Here is a 17,324-nt window from a genome sequence, read left to right on the forward strand (position 1 = left end):
AGCCGGGTCGAGATCATCTGGAAAAACGAAGCCGAACGTCAGCGATTGAACCTGAATTCGACGATTACGGATTTCAAGAATGAATATCGGGGCCGCTATCAATTATGGCGGGCGCAAATCACACGGTAAATGTCCACGCACGATTGGTAACGTGTAACACCAACCGCTCTACGGCAACGAATATGCTGCGGCAAGCGCCGAGAACGTCAAGCCGAATTTTCCACTTGCAATTGGTAATTGTAAAAACTATGTTCGCTCGCAAAATGAAATACCTCTGCGGCATCTAACCTGCTCTGCTCCATGAAATCGCGCATGGCGCCACTGTCTCGCTGACATAAACGCCGATCGTTCATGAAACTGACATCCGTATGCCGAAAGAAAAGCCTATGAAAAAGCACAAGGCTGGTGGTGGCAGGGGAAAAGACAACACATTATTCGATTGGGAAGCTTGCCTGGCGAGCGCCAAAGCCGGCGATGCGCATGCGTTGGCTGAACTGTGCGAACGCGTGCTGCGGCGATCGGAGAAATATGCACAGCATGAAGGCCTGCCGAAGAATTATTCATCTGAAGACTTTGCCCAAGACGTCGTTCAACGATTCCTGCTGCAATTGCCGGGCATTCATTTTCTGAGAAGTTGGCTGGCGGGCGTTTGTGTTTACGCGCGCGCGGATCTTTTTCGTCAATACGCGCTGAGGCGTTGCTCCTCGCTGGAACAAGACACAGCAAGAACCCGCGGCGCGGCGCTCGGGCAACTCGAGTTTTCCTCGCGAGATGACGAAGAAATTGAGGGCCGCGTAAATTTCGATTTTCTATTGGGGAACCTTACCAAAATTCAACGCGATATTATCGTTCTGCGCCTGGTCGACGGTTTGCCGTATGCCGAAATCGCAAAGATCTTAAATAAAAGTGAGCTTGCCGTTCGGGCGAGCTTTGTGCGCAGCAAGCAACGCTTGCGCGCAATCGTTGCTCCCAAGCCTGGGGAGGGTTACTCACATGGACTTGACTCAAGATGAGCACAAAAGCTTAATGAGGGCATTGCGCAATGCACAACCCATTACCAACACACGATTCGTAAAGCATCTGCGGCGCTGCAAGCGTTGTCAAGAGATTATCCGCCAAACCTCACAGTGGCACAGCGCGGTGGATTATCTCCGTTCTTACCATGTCTCTGTCGAACAATTGCTGCGCTACATTACAGAGGTCAAACAATCCGAATACAGCCCGCATACCGTTTCTCCTGAAGCAAACACGCGAGAAGTCCTATCACATTTGCAAGAATGCAGCTTGTGCCGCAAGCGGCTAACCTACTACCGGCGCAAGTTTGACTCCGCTGAAAAGATTCTCATCGAGCCTGCACCCGTGGCAAGCGAGCAGGCTGTTGCGTCATCGCCGGCGCGCCCCGGCACTGGATTTTTCAGGCCACGCAGGCTGTTGTTCGGCGGGGGTGTTTTTGCGGCCCTGCTCCTGGTCGGGGTGATCACAGTTCACTGGCAGACTTTTGCTTCATATTTGCAATCGCCCGAGCAGCTCCGGGCCACCGTGGCGTATGATAATTTTGACTATTTGTCGGCGGATCGCAGAAGCAGCAAGCCGCCAATTTTTTCCGCACATGACATAAAAGATTTGCTAAAAAACGCTGAGTATGCCAAAGCACAATCGAAAGCACAGGCTGCCTTTGCCCAGACCGGCCTGTCCGAAGATGAACTTCTGCAGGCGCATTTGTATGATTTGATGGCAACGCTTAAATTAGCGCAACGCAAAAAGTTCTTTTTTATGCTCGACGGTTTCGATACCACCAGCGTAGCTCTGGCGGTTGAACGTTGCGAGAAAGTCCTGGCAAACATTGCTTCAGATTCAGAGGTATTTGGAACAAGCGAATATGGACTATTGTGTTACTATTTAGGGAAAGCTTCCTATATTTCAGGCACAATTCCAGAAGCTCAAAAATATTTTGACCAAGCGATAAAAATTTCAAACCCCCGCCTAAGCGAAGCGCGCCGATTACGGGAAAAAACCAAACACACAACAGATTAAAGAACACTTTTTCCGCCCGATCTCCCCGAAAGAAACTTGGCCACCTGCTGAATGTCACAATCAATTGAAGCAAAGCTTTTGGAGCAATGGCTTTTCTACACCCAGGCAATCGCCCTCTTTGCCCTTGCCGCATTTGTCAATTTCTCCATTGCCGGCGCTCACATTAGTTTGGGATTGCTGACGCTGGCCGTTAGCTTGCAACTGTTGCTAACCAAACGTCGCCAGCCAGCCGCGCGCGCCGCGCTTATGCTTGGTTTTGAATGGCCGGTTATGGCGTTTACCGGCGCCTGCCTGATCGCCACCCTGCTTTCAGACTCTCCCCGCGAAAGTTTTCACAATATGCGCCATCTTTTGACGATTTTGGGCGCATATGGCGTCGCCTACACGTTGCGTCAACATCATGCCTGGCGCACGCCGCTGCTCTGGACGTATATCGCAGTGGCGAGCGCGGCTGCACTTTATGGCCTGGCTAAATTTGCGCTGGGCGATCATATAAAAGTCATGAGTACGCAATCAACCACCATGACTTGGGGCGCTATGGCAACCATGTTTGCGTTAATCACAACGCAGGTCGCGCTTTCGGGCGAAACCCGGCGCGCCCGCTGGCTTGCGCGACTCTTGCTCGCGCCGCAATTACTCGCGCTGTTATTCAGTTTGGTGCGCGGCGCCTACGTCGGTTATTTTGCCGGGCTGGCATATTTGCTGATCAATCAATGGCGTCGCGCCTTGCCGGCCGCGTTATTCGTTATCATCCTGCTGGTCTTCATCGCGCCGGATTCATTACAGCAACGCGTGCTCAGCATTTTTGATCTCTCGATAATGACGACGCAGGTTCGTTTCGAACAATGGCGCTATGCCGTGCAGATTTTTACTGATCATCCCTTCTTTGGCGTCGGATGGCGCGATTTGGCGGCCCTTACCCGCAGCTACGCCCCTCCCGGCACAAACATGTCAGAAGGCGTTGCCTTCGATGTTTTTCACATTGGCCACTATCACAGCATTTATGTTACCTTACTGGTTTGTGTTGGGTTGGTAGGATTGTCGGCATTTCTCTGGTTAATGTTCGCCGTTTGGCGAAAGCTTGGCATGGCCATGCGTGAAACGTCTGCGCCTCCTCGCCAGGTCGTGAAAGCGGCGCGCGCCGCCATGGTGGGTTTTCTGGTTGCGGGATTGTTTGATTGGACATTCGGCGACGCGGAAGTGGTGACGATGTTCTGGTTTGTGATTGGGATGGGACTGGGACAACACTTGCAACACAAGGTTCCGCCATCCGCTGCGAGTTTTCCTGCCGCATGAGCTTTCTGCGCAAAAGCTCGTTGACCCTGGCAACGCGCCTGGGCGTCATCTTTTTCGGCTTCATAATATCGGCCTGGACTGCGCGCGTGTTGGGGCCGGAAGGCAAGGGTGTATATGCGCTTTTGACTCTTATTCCGATGCTGGCCGCGCAATTCGCCTGTCTCGGCCTGACGAATGCCAACATATTCTTGATTGGGCAGGGCCGCACGGCGCCAAGACCCGCAGCAGAGAACACCCTGCTCTTTGCGATTGCCGCGAGCTTCGTGGTGCTGGGACTTTATTGGCTTCTGCGTGCGTGGCTCGACCCTCTGCTTTTCAAAAATATTTCCCCGGGATTGAAAATTCTAACGGTTTGGTCAATACCGTTTTACCTCATTTTTTTGTTATTTAATTACCTCGCACTCGCGGTTGGTGATTGCGCTCTGGCAGCAGACAACGCTGTTTCATGCAATGCTGCTGTGGAGTATTGTCAATGTTGTGATTGCCTGGCACAGTTGGTGGCTAATCTATCGGCGGGAACGTTTTCGCCTGGCCTGGCATCCGGCTCTTTTCCGGGAAACTCTCGGTTATGGTTTGAAAACGTATATTGGCGTTGTCCTTTACTTGTTGAATTGGCGGCTCGATTTTATTTTGTGCAATTTTTATCTCGACGCCGCGGCCGTGGGTTACTACTCGACTTCCGCCACGATCGGCGAAATGCTGTGGTTTATCCCACAAACGTTATCCGTCGTCTTGCTGCCGCAAGTGGCGCGAGTTTCAGCAAGCGAGGCCCGGCATTTGACCTCGCGTGTCTGCCGGTCTACAATCTGGCTCTCGCTGATTGCTGCGCTCGTTTTGGCGGCATTGGCAAAGCCGATTATCGCCCTGGTCTTTGGCGCAGAATTTTTGCCGGCGGCCCCTGCGCTGTTGTTGTTATTGCCGGGAATCGTGTTCTATTGCGTTACCAATCTCATAACCAGCTACGTCGTGGGGCGCGGGCATCCGCAAGAGAATAATCGCGCCCTGGCGCTGGCATTTCTCACGAATCTGCTGGCAAATTTATATGTCATTCCGCGCTGGGGAATCCTCGGAGCGGCTTTTGCCAGCACGCTGTCGTACACGCTGGCTACGGTTTATTTGCTACTGGCGTATCAACGCATCAGCGGCGCATCGTGGCGCGAAATCGTTTGGCTGCAACGCCAGGATTTGCACTTTTCAAAAAATAAAACCAATCACGGATAAAAATGAAAACCTTCACTCCGCCAACGGACTCGCCAACCTCTGTTTACGACGAAGCCGTCAAGCAAGAGGGCTTCTCGGAGACGCATCGTTATCTGCTGCAACACATTCCCGCGCACAGCACGGTTTTAGAGCTGGGCCCGGCCTCGGGCTATATGACAAAAATAATGGCCGGGCGCGGCTGCCTGGTCGATGCCATCGAACTCAATGCGCAAGATGCGCAGAAGGCTGCGCCGTATTGCCGCAAAATCTTTGTCGGCTCGGTGGAGGACGAAGAAATTTTTTCTTCATTAACCGGCCCCTATCAAATTGCGCTTATGGCTGATGTGCTGGAACATTTGCGTCGCCCGGAAAGCGTGTTAAACCGGGTGCGGAAACTGCTGGCACCCGGAGGATTGGCGCTGGTATCGCTTCCCAATGTCGTATACTGGCGCATGCGGCTGGAATACTTGCGCGGGCGTTTCGATTACACGGACATGGGCATTCTGGATCGCACGCATTTACGCTTCTTCACACTGAAAACAGCCGTGGCAATGTTCGAGGCATGCGGCTTTCGCGTTGAAACCATCGCATGCCCGACGCCAATAGACGCCTCCTTCCGCAAAACCAAGCAATGGCTGAGAAAAATCTCGCCCTCACTGTTCGCGTTTAATTTTGTATTTCACCTGAAATAAAAAAGGCCACTCTTCTCAAGAAAAGTGGCCTCGCGTTATCGCCAAAAAGGGCTGATTCGTTACTCTTCTAATTTCTCCGGCGGCGCTGAAACCAACGCTCGCTTCCGCTCACCGAGGCGGAAAACCTGAAAACATTTTCCCGCGCCAAGCCGGTGGCCTCTGTTCCGCGCTGGCCATATTCAACCGCAAAATCAATACGGCTCAGGCCGCGGTTGAACGGCACGCCGATACCTCCGGTCAACATCCACTCTGACAACTCCCTTCCACCCACTTCCTGATACGGCAACTGGCTCTGATGAAAGCCGAGTCGGTATTGCATTTTTTTAAAAAAACCATCGAGCGGATCGAAACTGGGAATCAACTCAACTCCCAAGCCGAATTGATTGACATTCACGCCTTCGGCGCCCAGCAGCTTTTCAGAGCTGACCGAACCCCATTGTTGTCTGCGCCATTGCGCGCCCACCAGCCAATGACGATCGGGATGATAGCCCACCCCCACGCCGTACCACGCCGGCAGCTTAAGCTCGCGCGACTCCAGGGTGATTTTATTGTCGTAACTTGGGTGCAAGCTGATCTCGCTGCTCAAATCAACAGGCGCCGCAGCCGCCGCGCCCACTTCCCAATTGCCCAATTGCGCCTGCACGCCGCCGTGCAAACCAAAGCCGCGAACCTTCGTTGAAACGGCGTCTTCCGTATCCGACAAAAGAGAATTCGAGAATCTGACGCTCCAGGTCCGCTCAATCAATCCAAAATAAAAGTCGCTCGCGAGGCCGAAACGAACCTGGCCCACGGTTCCACTCAATGCAATATACACATTGTCAACGCCGCCGGAACCGATCAAGGATTCGACGAAGTTGGTGGAATCGGTTGCGCCGGATCCGCTGAAGGAATAATCGACGCGGCTGTACGGTTGCAGGCCGAATGCCAGCGCATAGCCGCGTTTGATCGGCAATAACAAGCTCACGCTGTTGACGTTGGCTTCTTGAAATCTCAAGTCAGCGCCCTGTTGCGAAAAGGATGTCCGATCATACAAAAAACCGCCTTGAATGTGGGTGGTGCTCACGCTGGCCATCGTCGCCGGATTCAAGAAAAAGATCGAAACGCTGTCCGAGATCGCCAAACTGACGCCGCCCATGCTGATCGCTTTCACGTCATCGCGATAACGAATCAGGCCGAGGCCGCGGCGTGAATAGATCGACTGCGCCTGCAACAGCAACGGCAGCAGGGAAAGCGCGAGCACAGCAAACAACGTTTTATTGCCAGACCATTTTAGTTTCATAGCGATTCAGAGCAAAGGTTATCGTGATGAATGATCATGCTTACACCCTCTCACCTTCCTTGAGGCGGCAAGGAATAATACACCAGCAACTGCGGGGCGCGGGTCAAATCTGTCTCCCGGGAATAAAATGTGACGTAACTGCGATCCAACAACGTGCCCGGGGACTGCAAAACAAATCCATGCCAGCCCTCGTTGTTAACGGCATATTGCAACATATCCGTAACCGTGTATTCCAACTGCGAAGTCGTCTTGCTGGCAAGCGAGAAAACATACGGCGCGGCGCTATCCGCGCGCGCACTGACCGGATTGAGCTGAGGTTCTTTCAAGAGAAAAAATTCCAGCGTTACCGGACTGCGTTGCAAGGCGGAGGACAAGGTATCGATTTGCGCCTTGAAAATAGCGCGATTAATCGTGGCGCCTTTGGGAATTGAATCCAGGTTAAAATAAAACGTTGATTGGTACTTTTTTTCCTGACCGACGTAATTGCCAACGTAAACCGGACCATTCACCAAATCCGGACCCGAGGCCGGGCGAAAGATCAACGTGTCGCTGGAAGCGGCTTGCGTGATCACATTTTTGTTTTTAAAGTTTAATTGCAATCGTGGCTTGCTGATTTCCATGCCGACGCCCAATGGCAGCACATCAATGAGCAAGCCGTAGTTGGATTGCGGCTGGCGTCGCCACGCATTCACCAAGCTTGTGTCAATCGTGAACGAGTATGCCGTTGCCCCGCGCGATCCCAGGCTCGTCGCAATTGGTTGCGGATCGAATTTATCCGGGGTAAAATTGTCCCACGATACCGTTTTTTCATCCCACGCGGCAGTCACTTTGTAAGCCTGCAGCAAAATATAAGTGGAATTGATGTCATTGGCATTGCGGGTGACGTTCACGAACAATTTCGCCGTCGAGTCGATCGGTGTACTGAGTGAGGCGAGCGTGTCGAATTTTATCAAAACCCGGCTTTGAATTTCATCGAGATTCGCCACCAGAAGATAATTCGCTGCGATGGGAATCGCCTTCGCGGCAACGCTGTCCAGAGCGGCTGCCGCCGGCCCCAATTGCTGCGCCGCGAGGCCGCGCTGTCCGGGAATGACGAGAGCAGAGTTGATGTCCAGGGGGGAATCATTGCTGCAACCGGCCAGCAACAACATTAAAAAAACATGAATACCCGCAAGTTTCGTTTTGCATTGCAGCTTCATAAAAGTAGCTCAGAATATGAAATTTTTCCTATCGAATTCTCGCAACGGCGCATGACGCTCCACCACCACGCGGCCTTTTTTGATGACGGCATGAACCAGGTTGATGCCAAAGTGATACGGAATCTCATTCACCGAGTCGGCATCCCAGAGCACGGCGTCGGCTTGTTTGCCAACTTCAAGCGAGCCGATTTGGTTCCCGAGCGCGAGCGCGCGCGCCGCGTGCAGCGTTGCAGCGATCAGGGTTTGCGCCGGCGTCATTTGCAGATGCAAGCATGCCAGCGTCATGATCATCGGCAAGCTTTCCGTCATGCAAGAGCCGGGATTGAAGTCCGTGGAAATCGCCACGGGCAAACCGGCGGCGATCATGGCGCGCGCATCGGCGTATTTTTTTGCGCGGATAAAAAAGTCCGCGCCCGGCAGCAACACCGGCACGATGCCGGCTTCACGAAAAGGCGCATAAAGCGCGGGCGGCATGTACTCCAAATGATCAGCAGACACCGCTTGCGCCGCGATCGCGACCTGCGCTCCGCCGCTTTCGGATAATTGATCCGCATGAATCTTTGCACGCAAACCGAAGCGCGCGGCTGTCTGCAAAACTTGCAGGGCTTCGGTTTTGCCGAACACATGCTCTTCACAAAACACGTCGGCGAAACGCGCTAAATTCTGCGCGGCGACCGCCGGAATCATCTCGTGCAAAATCAAATTCAGATACTGCTCGCGCTGGCTGCGGTATTCATCCGGAACTTCATGCGCGCCCAAAAAAGTCGGGACAATTTCAACCGGATGCTCGCGCGCCGCCTCCTGCAAAACTCTCAGCGACAGCAATTCATGTTCTAGGCTCAAGCCGTAGCCGCTTTTGGCTTCAATCGTCGTCGTGCCATATTTCAAAAAAACATCCAGGCGTTGCAGCACACGTTGGCGCAAATCGTCTTCCGCTGCCGCGCGCAAATCACGCACGCTGTAACGAATGCCACCGCCGCCCGCCGCGATTTCCTGATAGGTTGTGCCTTGGGTGCGCTGCACGAACTCGTGCGCACGATGATTAAAAAAAACCGGATGTGTGTGGCAATCGACTAAACCCGGCGTGAGCACGCGGCCGCCGGCGTCAATCTCGTCACACGCGGGCAATTCTTCAAGCACACGATCCTGCTCGCCAACGCGGACGATGCAATCGTCTTCGCAATAAAGTGCGGCAGGATATAATTCACGAAATTCCCAAGCCGGCGCGCCGGCGTCATTCGAAATCGGGGTCGCGAGGCGCGCATTGTGAATCAACAACGCACTCATGACGGCATCATCGGGATTTTTATATCGCGCGTGCGCGCGACCTGTTGTGCGATGTCATAGCCCGCGTCGACATGCCGGGCCACACCGATTCCCGGATCATTGGTGAGCACACGTTCGAGCCGGCGGGCGGCTTCCGGCGTGCCATCCGCCACAATCACCTGTCCGGCATGCAGCGAGTAGCCAATGCCGACGCCGCCGCCGTGATGCACGGAAACCCAGGAGGCGCCGGAGGCGGTATTCAACAAAGCATTCAGTATCGGCCAATCTGCAATGGCATCGGAGCCATCTAACATGGCCTCGGTCTCGCGATTCGGCGAAGCGACCGAGCCGCAATCAAGATGATCGCGGCCAATCACAATCGGGGCTTTGATTTTGCCCGACGCAACCAGCGCATTGAGCGCAAGCCCGAATTGCGCGCGTTCGCCGTAGCCGAGCCAGCAAATGCGCGCCGGCAAGCCTTGAAACGCGACGCGTTCACGCGCCATTTCAATCCAGCGGCGCAGCGCCTGGTTGTGCGGAAATAACTGCAAAACCAAATCGTCCGTTACTGCAATATCGTGCGGATCACCCGAAAGCGCGGCCCAGCGAAACGGCCCCTTGCCTTCACAAAACAAAGGGCGAACATATGCCGGCACAAAACCCGGGAAGTCAAATGCGTTCGTGACGCCGGCTTTTTGCGCCTGCGCCCGCAAGTTGTTGCCGTAATCGAACGTCACGGCGCCGCGTCTCTGCAAATCCAGCATCGCCCGCACATGCGTTGCCATCGCCTCGTAAGCGTGTTTGATATATTCCGCCGGGTTACGCTGACGTAACGCCAGCGCCTCGGCGTAAGGCATGCCGTTCGGCACATAGCCGTTCAATTCATCGTGCGCAGAGGTTTGATCTGTCAAAATATCGGGGACGATATTCCGGCGCACCAACTCGGGTAAAATATCTGCGCAATTTCCAACGAGTCCTACCGACAGCGCTTTTTTGTTCTGCTTCGCTTCGTTCAACATCTGCAGCGCTGCCTCCAAATTATCTGCCAGCCGATCGCAATAGCGATGTTGAATCCGCCGTTCGATGCGCTGGCGATCCACTTCCACCACCAGGCAGGCCGCGCCATTCATGGTTGCCGCCAACGGTTGCGCCCCGCCCATTCCGCCCATGCCGCCGGTCACCACCAGCCGTCCGGCGAGTGAGCCGCCAAAATGTTGCGCTGCGGCGGCTGCAAATGTCTCGTACGTGCCTTGCAAAATTCCCTGCGTGCCGATATAAATCCAACTGCCGGCCGTCATCTGACCGTACATAATCAACCCGCGATCTTCCAACTCGCGAAAATAAGCGGCATTCGCCCAGGCCGGCACCAAAAGCGAATTGGCAATCAACACGCGCGGCGCATCGCTGTGTGTTTTGAAAATCCCAACCGGCTTTCCGGATTGCACCAGCAGCGTTTCATCATTCTCAAGCTGGCGCAAGCTGCGCACGATCGCATCGAAGCAGTCCCAGTTGCGCGCGGCTTTGCCGCGGCCGCCGTACACCACCAACGCCTCCGGCATCTCCGCCACTTCGGGATCGAGATTGTTCATCAGCATGCGCAACGCCGCTTCCTGCACCCAGCCTTTGCAGCTCAGGGCGGTGCCGCGCGGCGCTTTCATCTCACGGCTTGTCGGTGATGGCATGTCTGTTGTTTTCCGTTCGCCAATTCATGAAAACGAAAAAGCCAGGTATGATCTACCCTTTCGATTCGAGGTAGGATCAGCCTGGCGATTGCAGGTTTTTATGCAAGCATCATGAAAAAATTTCAACTAAATCATTCTTCTTTTTCGGATTTTTCCATTTTAGCTTCGCGCTCAGCTTCGGATTTGATCTCTTCCTGTTTGCGTTTCTTGCGCTCCGCGCGCTTTTCCGCCGCTGCTTGCTGCTTTTCAAGCTGCACGCCTTCATAGCCGACCAACTCGAGAATGGAAATCTCGGCGCCATCGCCCTGCCGGCGGCCGATTTTCAGCACGCGCGTATAGCCGCCGTTGCGCGTGGCATACTTCGGAGCGATATCATCGAACAGGCTTTTCACAATGTCCCGGCGGCGCAAATGGCTGAATACCAAACGGCGGGCTGCCACCGTGTTTTTCTTCGCATGTGTGATCATGCGATCGACGACGCGGCGCGCTTCTTTCGCCTTGACGGTGGTGGTGCGAACGTGTTTATGCTCGATTACGGATGAGACCAGGTTCGAAAGCATCGCTTTGCGATGGCTGGAAGTGCGTCCGAGCTTTTTTGTGTCTTTGCGATGTCGCATATGCTTCCTTGAGTTCTATTCGTTATCAGCGCGCAGATACTTGTCGACGTCCATGCCGAACTGCAGGCCCTTTTCTTCAAGAATCTGCGTCAGCTCTTGCAGGGATTTGCGGCCGAAATTCCGGAACTTTAACATTTCTTGTTCGTCGCGGCGCACGAGATCGCCGATGGTTTTGATATTCGCCGCCATCAAGCAATTGTAAGAACGTACTGACAATTCCAACTCATCAACCGGCATCTTCAACAATTTGCGAATCTTCAAGGACTCTTCGTCGACTTCCGAAGGCTCCTCATCTTCCGGCTCAATATCAAAATTGATGAACAGATTGATATGATCACGCAGGATCTTGCCGGCATAGGTCAGGCTGTCATCGGGCGTGATACTGCCGTCGGTGGTAATTTCGAGAATCAATTTTTCATAATCGATGCGCTGCTGCACGCGCGTGTTTTCCACGCGGAAGCTCACATTTTTGATCGGCGTGTAAATTGCGTCAATCGGAATGGCGCCGATCGGTTGATCCGGCAGCTTGTTTTCCTCCGCCGGAATGTAGCCGTGCCCGCGACCGATACGCAATTCGACTTTGAAGTTTGCGCCTTTGTTCAGCGTGGCGATATGATGATCGGGATTCAGAATCTCGAAATCCGTCGTGCCATTTTGAATATCGCCGGCGGTGAATTCTTTCGGGCCACTCAACTCCAACGTGACTTTATCCGGCTTCTTGTTGATCAATTTGAAGCGCACTTCCTTGAGATTCAAAATGATCTGTGTTACGTCTTCTACGACGCCAGGAATCGACGAGAACTCGTGCAAAACGCCATCGATCTTGACCATCGTGATGGCAGCTCCCGGCAGTGAAGACAGGAGCACGCGGCGCAGGGCATTTCCGATTGTCGTTCCAAAGCCGCGTTCCAAGGGTTGTATGATAAATCTGCCAAATGTGCTCGAGTAGCTCGCTTCTTCAAGCTCCACGCCTTCCGGCATTTGTAAATACGGCCAATTCATCTTAACAGGTCTCCGCTTTTATGTGAACTCTCGATTATCCTGAAGGATCGAAAGCATGCAAGGTTATTTCTGAAACATGGTCGTAAAACGATATGCTTCACGAGAGGCAGCCATCCAGGCCATCATACCCATCCGAAAGTTCACCTTACTTCGAATACAATTCAACAATCAACGCTTCATTCACTTCGGTCGGAATATCCGCACGACCGGGAATTTCAAGAACAGTTCCCGTCATATTGGCTTTGTTCAAATCCAGCCAGGGCAGGGCCTTGCCTTCGCGCATCCGCCGCATCGAGGCGTGAATGATCTCAAGTTTGCGGCTTTTCTCGCGCACTTTGATCACGTCGCCGCTTTTGACGAGATAAGAGGGAATATCGACCAAGCGATCGTTCACCATAAAATGGCGATGGCGCACAAGCTGGCGCGCCGCATTGCGTGAGGGCGCAAAGCCGAGGCGATAGACGATGTTGTCCAGCCGCCTTTCCAGCAAGCGCAACAAATTCTCGCCCGTAACACCCTTGACGCGCAACGCCTTTTTGTAGGTATTGTGGAATTGCTTTTCCAGAAGCCCGTAGATGCGGCGCATTTTCTGCTTCTCCCGCAATTGCACGCCGTATTCTGAAACTTTGAAGCGGCGGTTCTTGCCGTGCTGGCCGGGCGGAAAATTTCTTTTCTCGATCGGGCATTTGGGTGAGGTACATTTCGCGCCTTTTAGAAAAAGCTTCTTCTCTTCGCGACGGCAGAGTTTGCAAACGGGACCAATATATCTAGCCATATTTTTCTATTCCTCCAGCGACCTTTAGACTCGACGACGTTTGGGTGGGCGACAGCCGTTATGCGGAATTGGCGTCACGTCTTTAATGGCGGAAATTTCCAAGCCCGCCGCCTGCAGGGAACGCACCGCCGCCTCACGGCCGGAACCTGGGCCATTCACCAGAACTTCGACGCGCCGCAAGCCCATGTCCATCGCCGTGCGAGCAGCGTTCTCCGCCGCCACCTGCGCCGCGAACGGCGTGCTTTTGCGGGAGCCTTTGAATCCGACTTTGCCGGCGGAGGCCCAGGAAATGACGTTGCCATACACGTCGGTTAAGGCCACAATCGTGTTGTTAAATGTGGCCTGAATATGCGCTAAGCCGCTGGCATCAACCTTTTCTTTTTTCTTAACGCGTTTTTTCTTTGGATTTGCCAACGCAACTCTCCTTCAGATGAACGGGAAATAAAAACTCGTTTCTACTATTTCAAACTGACGTTATCGTTTTGCCCCACCCTTGCCGCTGCTCGCGGCGGGCTTGGCGCCGACAACGCGGCGGCGGCCGCGGCGCGTGCGTGCATTCGTGTGCGTGCGCTGGCCCCTCACCGGCAAGCCGCGGCGATGCCGCAGGCCGCGATAGCAACCGATATCCATCAAGCGCTTGATGTTCATGGAAACATCGGCGCGCAACGCGCCTTCCACCTTGTATCCGGCAGAAATCGCGGAACGAATCTTTGCCACATCGTCCGTCGATAAATCCTTCACGCGCGTCGCCGGGTTTACGCCGGCGTCAGCAATGATAGATCTCGCATTGTTCCGGCCGATGCCGAAGATGTACGTCAAAGCGATATCGACTCTTTTTTCACGAGGTAAATCAACACCGGCGATACGAGCCACCGTGCGCCTCCAATCAAACTGATTCTATTTGTTTCTTTGACAATTTTGGGGTTGAATAATCCGGAAAACTCATCCCTGACGCTGTTTATGCTTGGGATTGGCCGGGCAAATCACCAGGATTTTCCCTTTGCGCCGGATGATCTTGCATTTTTCGCAGATTTTTTTGATCGATGAACGAACCTTCATCACAGCATCTCCAATTTATCGCATACAACTCATGCAGCCTAAAGCGCGATTATTTGTATCTGTATGTAATCCGCCCACGAGAAAGATCGTAGGGCGACAATTCGACGGTCACCTTATCGCCCGGAAGAATTTTGATGAAGTGCATCCGCATCTTTCCGGAGATATGCGCCAATACTTTGTGGCCATTCTCCAACTCCACACGAAAAGAAGCGTTCGGCAATGTTTCGATGATCGTACCGTCGACCTTAATCCCTTCTTCTTTGGGCATAAAAATTACAAACCTATCGTTAAAATCTCGGCTTCACCTTCACGTACTACAACGGTATGCTCGAAATGCGCGGAAGGCCGTCCATCTTTGGTGACGACGGTCCATCCGTCTGAAGTCGTTTTGACCTCGGCGCCGCCGGCGTTCACCATCGGCTCGATGGCGAATACCATTCCAGACTTCAAACGTGGCCCGCGGTTGGGGTTGCCGTAATTCGGAATTTGTGGATCTTCGTGCAACTTGCGTCCGACGCCGTGGCCGACGAGATCACGGACGATCGCAAAACGCGCGCTTTCCACATGAACTTGAATCGCGTATGAGATATCCGACAAACGATTGCCGCTCACCGCGCGCTGAATTCCCTGATAGAGAGACTCCAGGGTGACGCGCATCAACTGTTCCCGCTCTTCATCGACTTTGCCAATGGCGTAAGTCTTCGCCGCGTCACCAAAAAAACCGTTATACTCGACTCCGACATCTATGCTGACAATCTCGCCTGCCCGCAACTTGCGCTGCTTGTTGGGAATCCCGTGCACTACTTCGCTCTCGATAGAGATGCAACTGCTGGCCGGGAAGGGCGAAACGGTTTTGCCGATTTTGTATCCTTTGAATGCGGGCTTGCCCCCGTGCTCCCGTATATGCGCCTCGATAATGTGATCAAGGTCGTGCGTGGTTATGCCCTCGCAGATGACCTTATCGACTTTATTAAACGTATCAACCGTGAGACGGCAGCTTTCCCGAATTCGTGCAATTTCTCGTTCACTCTTAATATGAATCATGCAGCCAACGCCGACTAACTGATTCCGGGCAGTTCGTTCAGCCGTTTCACAATATCGGCGTGAACCTTATGAATGCTCAAGCTCCCATCGATTTGGAGCAGCTTGCCTTGCGCGCCATAATAATCCTTCAATGGGCGCGTCAACTCTTCGTAAACTTCCATGCGATGCAAAACCGTTTCCGGTTTGTCATCGGAACGCTGGTAAATCTTTCCGCCGCAGTGATCACAGTGATTCGAAGCAGGCGGCGGCTCTGTGGTCAAATTAAAGAGCTTGCCGCAATTTTCACAGACCCGGCGGCTCGTCAGGCGCTCAATCACTTTCTTTTTCTCGATCTCCAGGCTGATCACCGCGGTTAACTGCTTTTTGAGATCAAGAAAAACGCGATCCAATTCATGCGCCTGATTGATGGTGCGCGGAAAACCGTCCAGAATGTATCCCCGCGCCGAATCCGGTTCATTGATGCGTTGTACCACCAAACCGATCATGATTTGATCGGGCGCCAACTCGCCCCGATCCATGTATTTCTTGGCCTGCACCCCGAGCTGCGTCTGCGCTTGTACGGCCGCTCGCAGAATATCGCCCGTGGAAATTTTCGGTATCTTATGGATTTCACTCAGCAGAGTGGCCTGGGTTCCTTTTCCAGATCCGGGATAGCCGAGGAAAACGAGCTCCATAGAATCTTATGCTCCAAGATGAGGGATGGTTTGGGATCCAGGCTTGCAAACTGTTAAAAGTCAGCAACGGCTCATGCTCCCCTTGACTAGGAGGCATAACGTCTTCCTCGAATGCGGCCGCCCTTCATGAACCCATCGTAATGCCGCATCAAGAGATGGGATTCCAACTGCTGCAGAAAATCCAAGGCAACGCCGACGATAATCAAAAGCGAGGTGCCGCCAAAAAACGAGGCGAAATTCAACGACACGTTCATCGCCTTGTGCAAGAAATACGGGAATATGGCAATCAGCGCCAGGAAAATCGATCCCGGCAACGTGATCCGCGAGAGGATGTTATCAATAAATTCTGCCGTTTTCTTGCCGGGGCGCACACCGGGAATGAAGCCGCCGTATTTCTTCATGTTATCGGCCACATCCACCGGATTGAATGCGATAGCGGTGTAAAAATACGTAAAGAAAATGATCAACAGCGCTTCCATGACCCAGTAAACCGCGGAGGTAATATCAAAATACCTCACGATATTCATGATCACTTCATTATTGGGAAAGAACGTGCCGATCGTCGAGGGAATGAACATGATCGACTGCGCGAAAATAATCGGCATGACGCCCGCGGTGTTCACCCGCAACGGCAAATGCGTGCTCTGCCCGCCGTACACTTTTCGGCCTACGACACGCTTGGCATATTGCACCGGTATTTTTCGCGTACCCTGCGTCAGCAGAACCACCACCGCCACCGTAACAACCATCAAGGCGAGCAGGAAAAGCTCGGTCAGAATTTCGCGATTACCGGCAGACACTTGCTGATATTCGTCAATAAGCGCATCCGGAAAGCGCGCAATAATTCCGATAAAAATAATCAACGAAATGCCGTTGCCGATGCCGCGCTCGGTGATCTGTTCGCCAAACCACATGATCAAAACCGTGCCCGCGGTCAACGTCATCATCGTCAGCAGGCGAAAACTCCAGCCGGGATCCGGCACCACCAGCAAGCCGTCCTGCAGCGACTGAATGTTTTCCAAATAGATGCTGACGCCATAAGCCTGCATGAATGCGATCAAAACGGTGCCGTAGCGGGTGTATTGCGTAATTTTTTTGCGCCCTTCTTCACCCTCTTTTTGCAGGCGTTGAAAATAAGGCATCACGGCCCCAAGCAACTGCAAAATGATCGAGGCGGAAATATAAGGCATGATGCCCAGCGCAAAAATGGTGGCGCGGCTGAAGGCGCCGCCCGCAAACAAATCATAAAGCTGCAGGATGCCGCCGCCTTGCGCTGTCTGCAAATAGGCCAGCAAGGCCTGGCTATTAATGCCCGGCACGGGAATATGCGTGCCGATACGCTCGACCAACAGCAAAAGCAACGTGAAGATGACACGTTTCTTCAGCTCGGGGATCTTGAAAATGTTCTTGAAACTGCTGAGGATCATAAGAACTTATTGTCCGGTTTTCGCAGACCCAGCGGCCGGCGGTTGAATGACGATCGCTTTGCCTCCGGCTTTTTCAAT

At 53.3% G+C, this 17,324-nt stretch carries 19 protein-coding genes; 5 read left to right on the forward strand and 14 right to left on the reverse strand.

Going from position 1 to position 17,324, the window contains the following annotated elements; genetic code table 11:
- Positions 1-368: 368 nt before the first annotated feature.
- The 5 genes from FBQ85_16000 to FBQ85_16020 all read left to right on the forward strand — a co-directional run bounded on the left by FBQ85_16000 (position 369) and on the right by FBQ85_16020 (position 5,222).
- Positions 369-1,013 carry a hypothetical protein gene (locus FBQ85_16000; GenBank protein MDL1876652.1) on the forward strand — a complete coding sequence of 215 codons (645 nt, stop codon included), beginning with the start codon at positions 369-371 and terminating at the stop codon, positions 1,011-1,013.
- On the forward strand, positions 994-2,034 hold the full coding sequence (locus FBQ85_16005) for a hypothetical protein (protein ID MDL1876653.1): 1,041 nt from the start codon (positions 994-996) through the stop codon (positions 2,032-2,034). Before FBQ85_16000 ends, FBQ85_16005 begins: the two co-directional genes overlap by 20 nt.
- Before the next feature lie 51 nt (positions 2,035-2,085).
- A complete protein-coding gene (locus FBQ85_16010; GenBank protein ID MDL1876654.1) occupies positions 2,086-3,330 on the forward strand; it encodes a hypothetical protein in 1,245 nt (414 codons plus the stop codon).
- A gap of 390 nt (positions 3,331-3,720) precedes the next feature.
- The gene (locus FBQ85_16015; protein ID MDL1876655.1) at positions 3,721-4,551 is read left to right on the forward strand and encodes a hypothetical protein; all 831 of its coding nucleotides are present in this window, start codon (positions 3,721-3,723) and stop codon (positions 4,549-4,551) included.
- Positions 4,552-4,553: 2 nt separating this feature from the next.
- Entirely contained in the window at positions 4,554-5,222 is a 669-nt protein-coding gene (locus FBQ85_16020; protein ID MDL1876656.1) for a class I SAM-dependent methyltransferase, read from the forward strand.
- A 67-nt stretch (positions 5,223-5,289) separates the two neighbouring features.
- Here FBQ85_16020 and FBQ85_16025 read toward each other — a convergent pair whose 3' ends face one another.
- The 14 genes from FBQ85_16025 to secY form a co-directional block, all read right to left on the reverse strand.
- Positions 5,290-6,501: a hypothetical protein gene (locus FBQ85_16025; GenBank protein MDL1876657.1), complete on the reverse strand. Its 1,212-nt coding sequence runs from the start codon at positions 6,499-6,501 to the stop codon at positions 5,290-5,292.
- Positions 6,502-6,551: 50 nt separating this feature from the next.
- On the reverse strand, positions 6,552-7,700 hold the full coding sequence (locus FBQ85_16030) for a DNRLRE domain-containing protein (protein MDL1876658.1): 1,149 nt from the start codon (positions 7,698-7,700) through the stop codon (positions 6,552-6,554).
- 9 nt (positions 7,701-7,709) lie between these two features.
- Positions 7,710-8,987 (reverse strand): imidazolonepropionase, encoded by a 1,278-nt coding sequence (locus FBQ85_16035; protein ID MDL1876659.1) that lies wholly within the window; start codon positions 8,985-8,987, stop codon positions 7,710-7,712.
- The gene (gene hutU, locus FBQ85_16040; GenBank protein ID MDL1876660.1) at positions 8,984-10,648 is read right to left on the reverse strand and encodes a urocanate hydratase; all 1,665 of its coding nucleotides are present in this window, start codon (positions 10,646-10,648) and stop codon (positions 8,984-8,986) included. Before hutU ends, FBQ85_16035 begins: the two co-directional genes overlap by 4 nt.
- 131 nt (positions 10,649-10,779) lie before the next feature.
- Positions 10,780-11,265: a 50S ribosomal protein L17 gene (locus tag FBQ85_16045; protein MDL1876661.1), complete on the reverse strand. Its 486-nt coding sequence runs from the start codon at positions 11,263-11,265 to the stop codon at positions 10,780-10,782.
- Positions 11,266-11,280: 15 nt separating this feature from the next.
- Positions 11,281-12,267, reverse strand: coding sequence for a DNA-directed RNA polymerase subunit alpha (locus FBQ85_16050; protein MDL1876662.1), 987 nt, complete (start codon positions 12,265-12,267; stop codon positions 11,281-11,283).
- A 145-nt stretch (positions 12,268-12,412) separates the two neighbouring features.
- Positions 12,413-13,042: a 30S ribosomal protein S4 gene (gene rpsD, locus FBQ85_16055; protein MDL1876663.1), complete on the reverse strand. Its 630-nt coding sequence runs from the start codon at positions 13,040-13,042 to the stop codon at positions 12,413-12,415.
- A 24-nt stretch (positions 13,043-13,066) separates the two neighbouring features.
- Positions 13,067-13,456, reverse strand: coding sequence for a 30S ribosomal protein S11 (rpsK, locus tag FBQ85_16060; protein ID MDL1876664.1), 390 nt, complete (start codon positions 13,454-13,456; stop codon positions 13,067-13,069).
- Positions 13,457-13,516: 60 nt separating this feature from the next.
- Positions 13,517-13,915: a 30S ribosomal protein S13 gene (rpsM, locus tag FBQ85_16065; protein ID MDL1876665.1), complete on the reverse strand. Its 399-nt coding sequence runs from the start codon at positions 13,913-13,915 to the stop codon at positions 13,517-13,519.
- A gap of 69 nt (positions 13,916-13,984) precedes the next feature.
- Positions 13,985-14,101 carry a 50S ribosomal protein L36 gene (gene rpmJ, locus FBQ85_16070; GenBank protein ID MDL1876666.1) on the reverse strand — a complete coding sequence of 39 codons (117 nt, stop codon included), beginning with the start codon at positions 14,099-14,101 and terminating at the stop codon, positions 13,985-13,987.
- Positions 14,102-14,150: 49 nt separating this feature from the next.
- A complete protein-coding gene (gene infA, locus FBQ85_16075) occupies positions 14,151-14,369 on the reverse strand; it encodes a translation initiation factor IF-1 (GenBank protein MDL1876667.1) in 219 nt (72 codons plus the stop codon).
- A gap of 5 nt (positions 14,370-14,374) precedes the next feature.
- Positions 14,375-15,145 (reverse strand): type I methionyl aminopeptidase, encoded by a 771-nt coding sequence (map, locus tag FBQ85_16080; protein ID MDL1876668.1) that lies wholly within the window; start codon positions 15,143-15,145, stop codon positions 14,375-14,377.
- 14 nt (positions 15,146-15,159) lie between these two features.
- Complete coding sequence (locus FBQ85_16085; protein ID MDL1876669.1) at positions 15,160-15,819, reverse strand: adenylate kinase; 660 nt, start codon at positions 15,817-15,819, stop codon at positions 15,160-15,162.
- An 86-nt stretch (positions 15,820-15,905) separates the two neighbouring features.
- Complete coding sequence (gene secY / locus FBQ85_16090) at positions 15,906-17,246, reverse strand: preprotein translocase subunit SecY (GenBank protein MDL1876670.1); 1,341 nt, start codon at positions 17,244-17,246, stop codon at positions 15,906-15,908.
- Positions 17,247-17,324 lie beyond the last annotated feature (78 nt).

The organism is Cytophagia bacterium CHB2 (genome assembly GCA_030263535.1).
In the GTDB taxonomy this organism is placed as follows: Bacteria; Zhuqueibacterota; Zhuqueibacteria; order Zhuqueibacterales; family Zhuqueibacteraceae; genus Coneutiohabitans.

What these genes read in the sequence shown, in the direction of transcription:
- FBQ85_16000 (MDL1876652.1), top strand. Translation starts at nt 369, where the DNA reads ATGCCGAAAGAAAAGCCTATGAAAAAGCACAAGGCTGGTGGTGGCAGG.
- FBQ85_16005 (MDL1876653.1), top strand. Translation starts at nt 994, where the DNA reads ATGGACTTGACTCAAGATGAGCACAAAAGCTTAATGAGGGCATTGCGC.
- FBQ85_16010 (MDL1876654.1), top strand. Translation starts at nt 2,086, where the DNA reads ATGTCACAATCAATTGAAGCAAAGCTTTTGGAGCAATGGCTTTTCTAC.
- FBQ85_16020 (MDL1876656.1), top strand. Translation starts at nt 4,554, where the DNA reads ATGAAAACCTTCACTCCGCCAACGGACTCGCCAACCTCTGTTTACGAC.
- FBQ85_16025 (MDL1876657.1), bottom strand. Translation starts at nt 6,501, where the DNA reads ATGAAACTAAAATGGTCTGGCAATAAAACGTTGTTTGCTGTGCTCGCG.
- FBQ85_16030 (MDL1876658.1), bottom strand. Translation starts at nt 7,700, where the DNA reads ATGAAGCTGCAATGCAAAACGAAACTTGCGGGTATTCATGTTTTTTTA.
- FBQ85_16035 (MDL1876659.1), bottom strand. Translation starts at nt 8,987, where the DNA reads ATGAGTGCGTTGTTGATTCACAATGCGCGCCTCGCGACCCCGATTTCG.
- hutU (MDL1876660.1), bottom strand. Translation starts at nt 10,648, where the DNA reads ATGCCATCACCGACAAGCCGTGAGATGAAAGCGCCGCGCGGCACCGCC.
- FBQ85_16045 (MDL1876661.1), bottom strand. Translation starts at nt 11,265, where the DNA reads ATGCGACATCGCAAAGACACAAAAAAGCTCGGACGCACTTCCAGCCAT.
- FBQ85_16050 (MDL1876662.1), bottom strand. Translation starts at nt 12,267, where the DNA reads ATGAATTGGCCGTATTTACAAATGCCGGAAGGCGTGGAGCTTGAAGAA.
- rpsD (MDL1876663.1), bottom strand. Translation starts at nt 13,042, where the DNA reads ATGGCTAGATATATTGGTCCCGTTTGCAAACTCTGCCGTCGCGAAGAG.
- rpmJ (MDL1876666.1), bottom strand. Translation starts at nt 14,101, where the DNA reads ATGAAGGTTCGTTCATCGATCAAAAAAATCTGCGAAAAATGCAAGATC.
- infA (MDL1876667.1), bottom strand. Translation starts at nt 14,369, where the DNA reads ATGCCCAAAGAAGAAGGGATTAAGGTCGACGGTACGATCATCGAAACA.
- map (MDL1876668.1), bottom strand. Translation starts at nt 15,145, where the DNA reads ATGATTCATATTAAGAGTGAACGAGAAATTGCACGAATTCGGGAAAGC.
- FBQ85_16085 (MDL1876669.1), bottom strand. Translation starts at nt 15,819, where the DNA reads ATGGAGCTCGTTTTCCTCGGCTATCCCGGATCTGGAAAAGGAACCCAG.
- secY (MDL1876670.1), bottom strand. Translation starts at nt 17,246, where the DNA reads ATGATCCTCAGCAGTTTCAAGAACATTTTCAAGATCCCCGAGCTGAAG.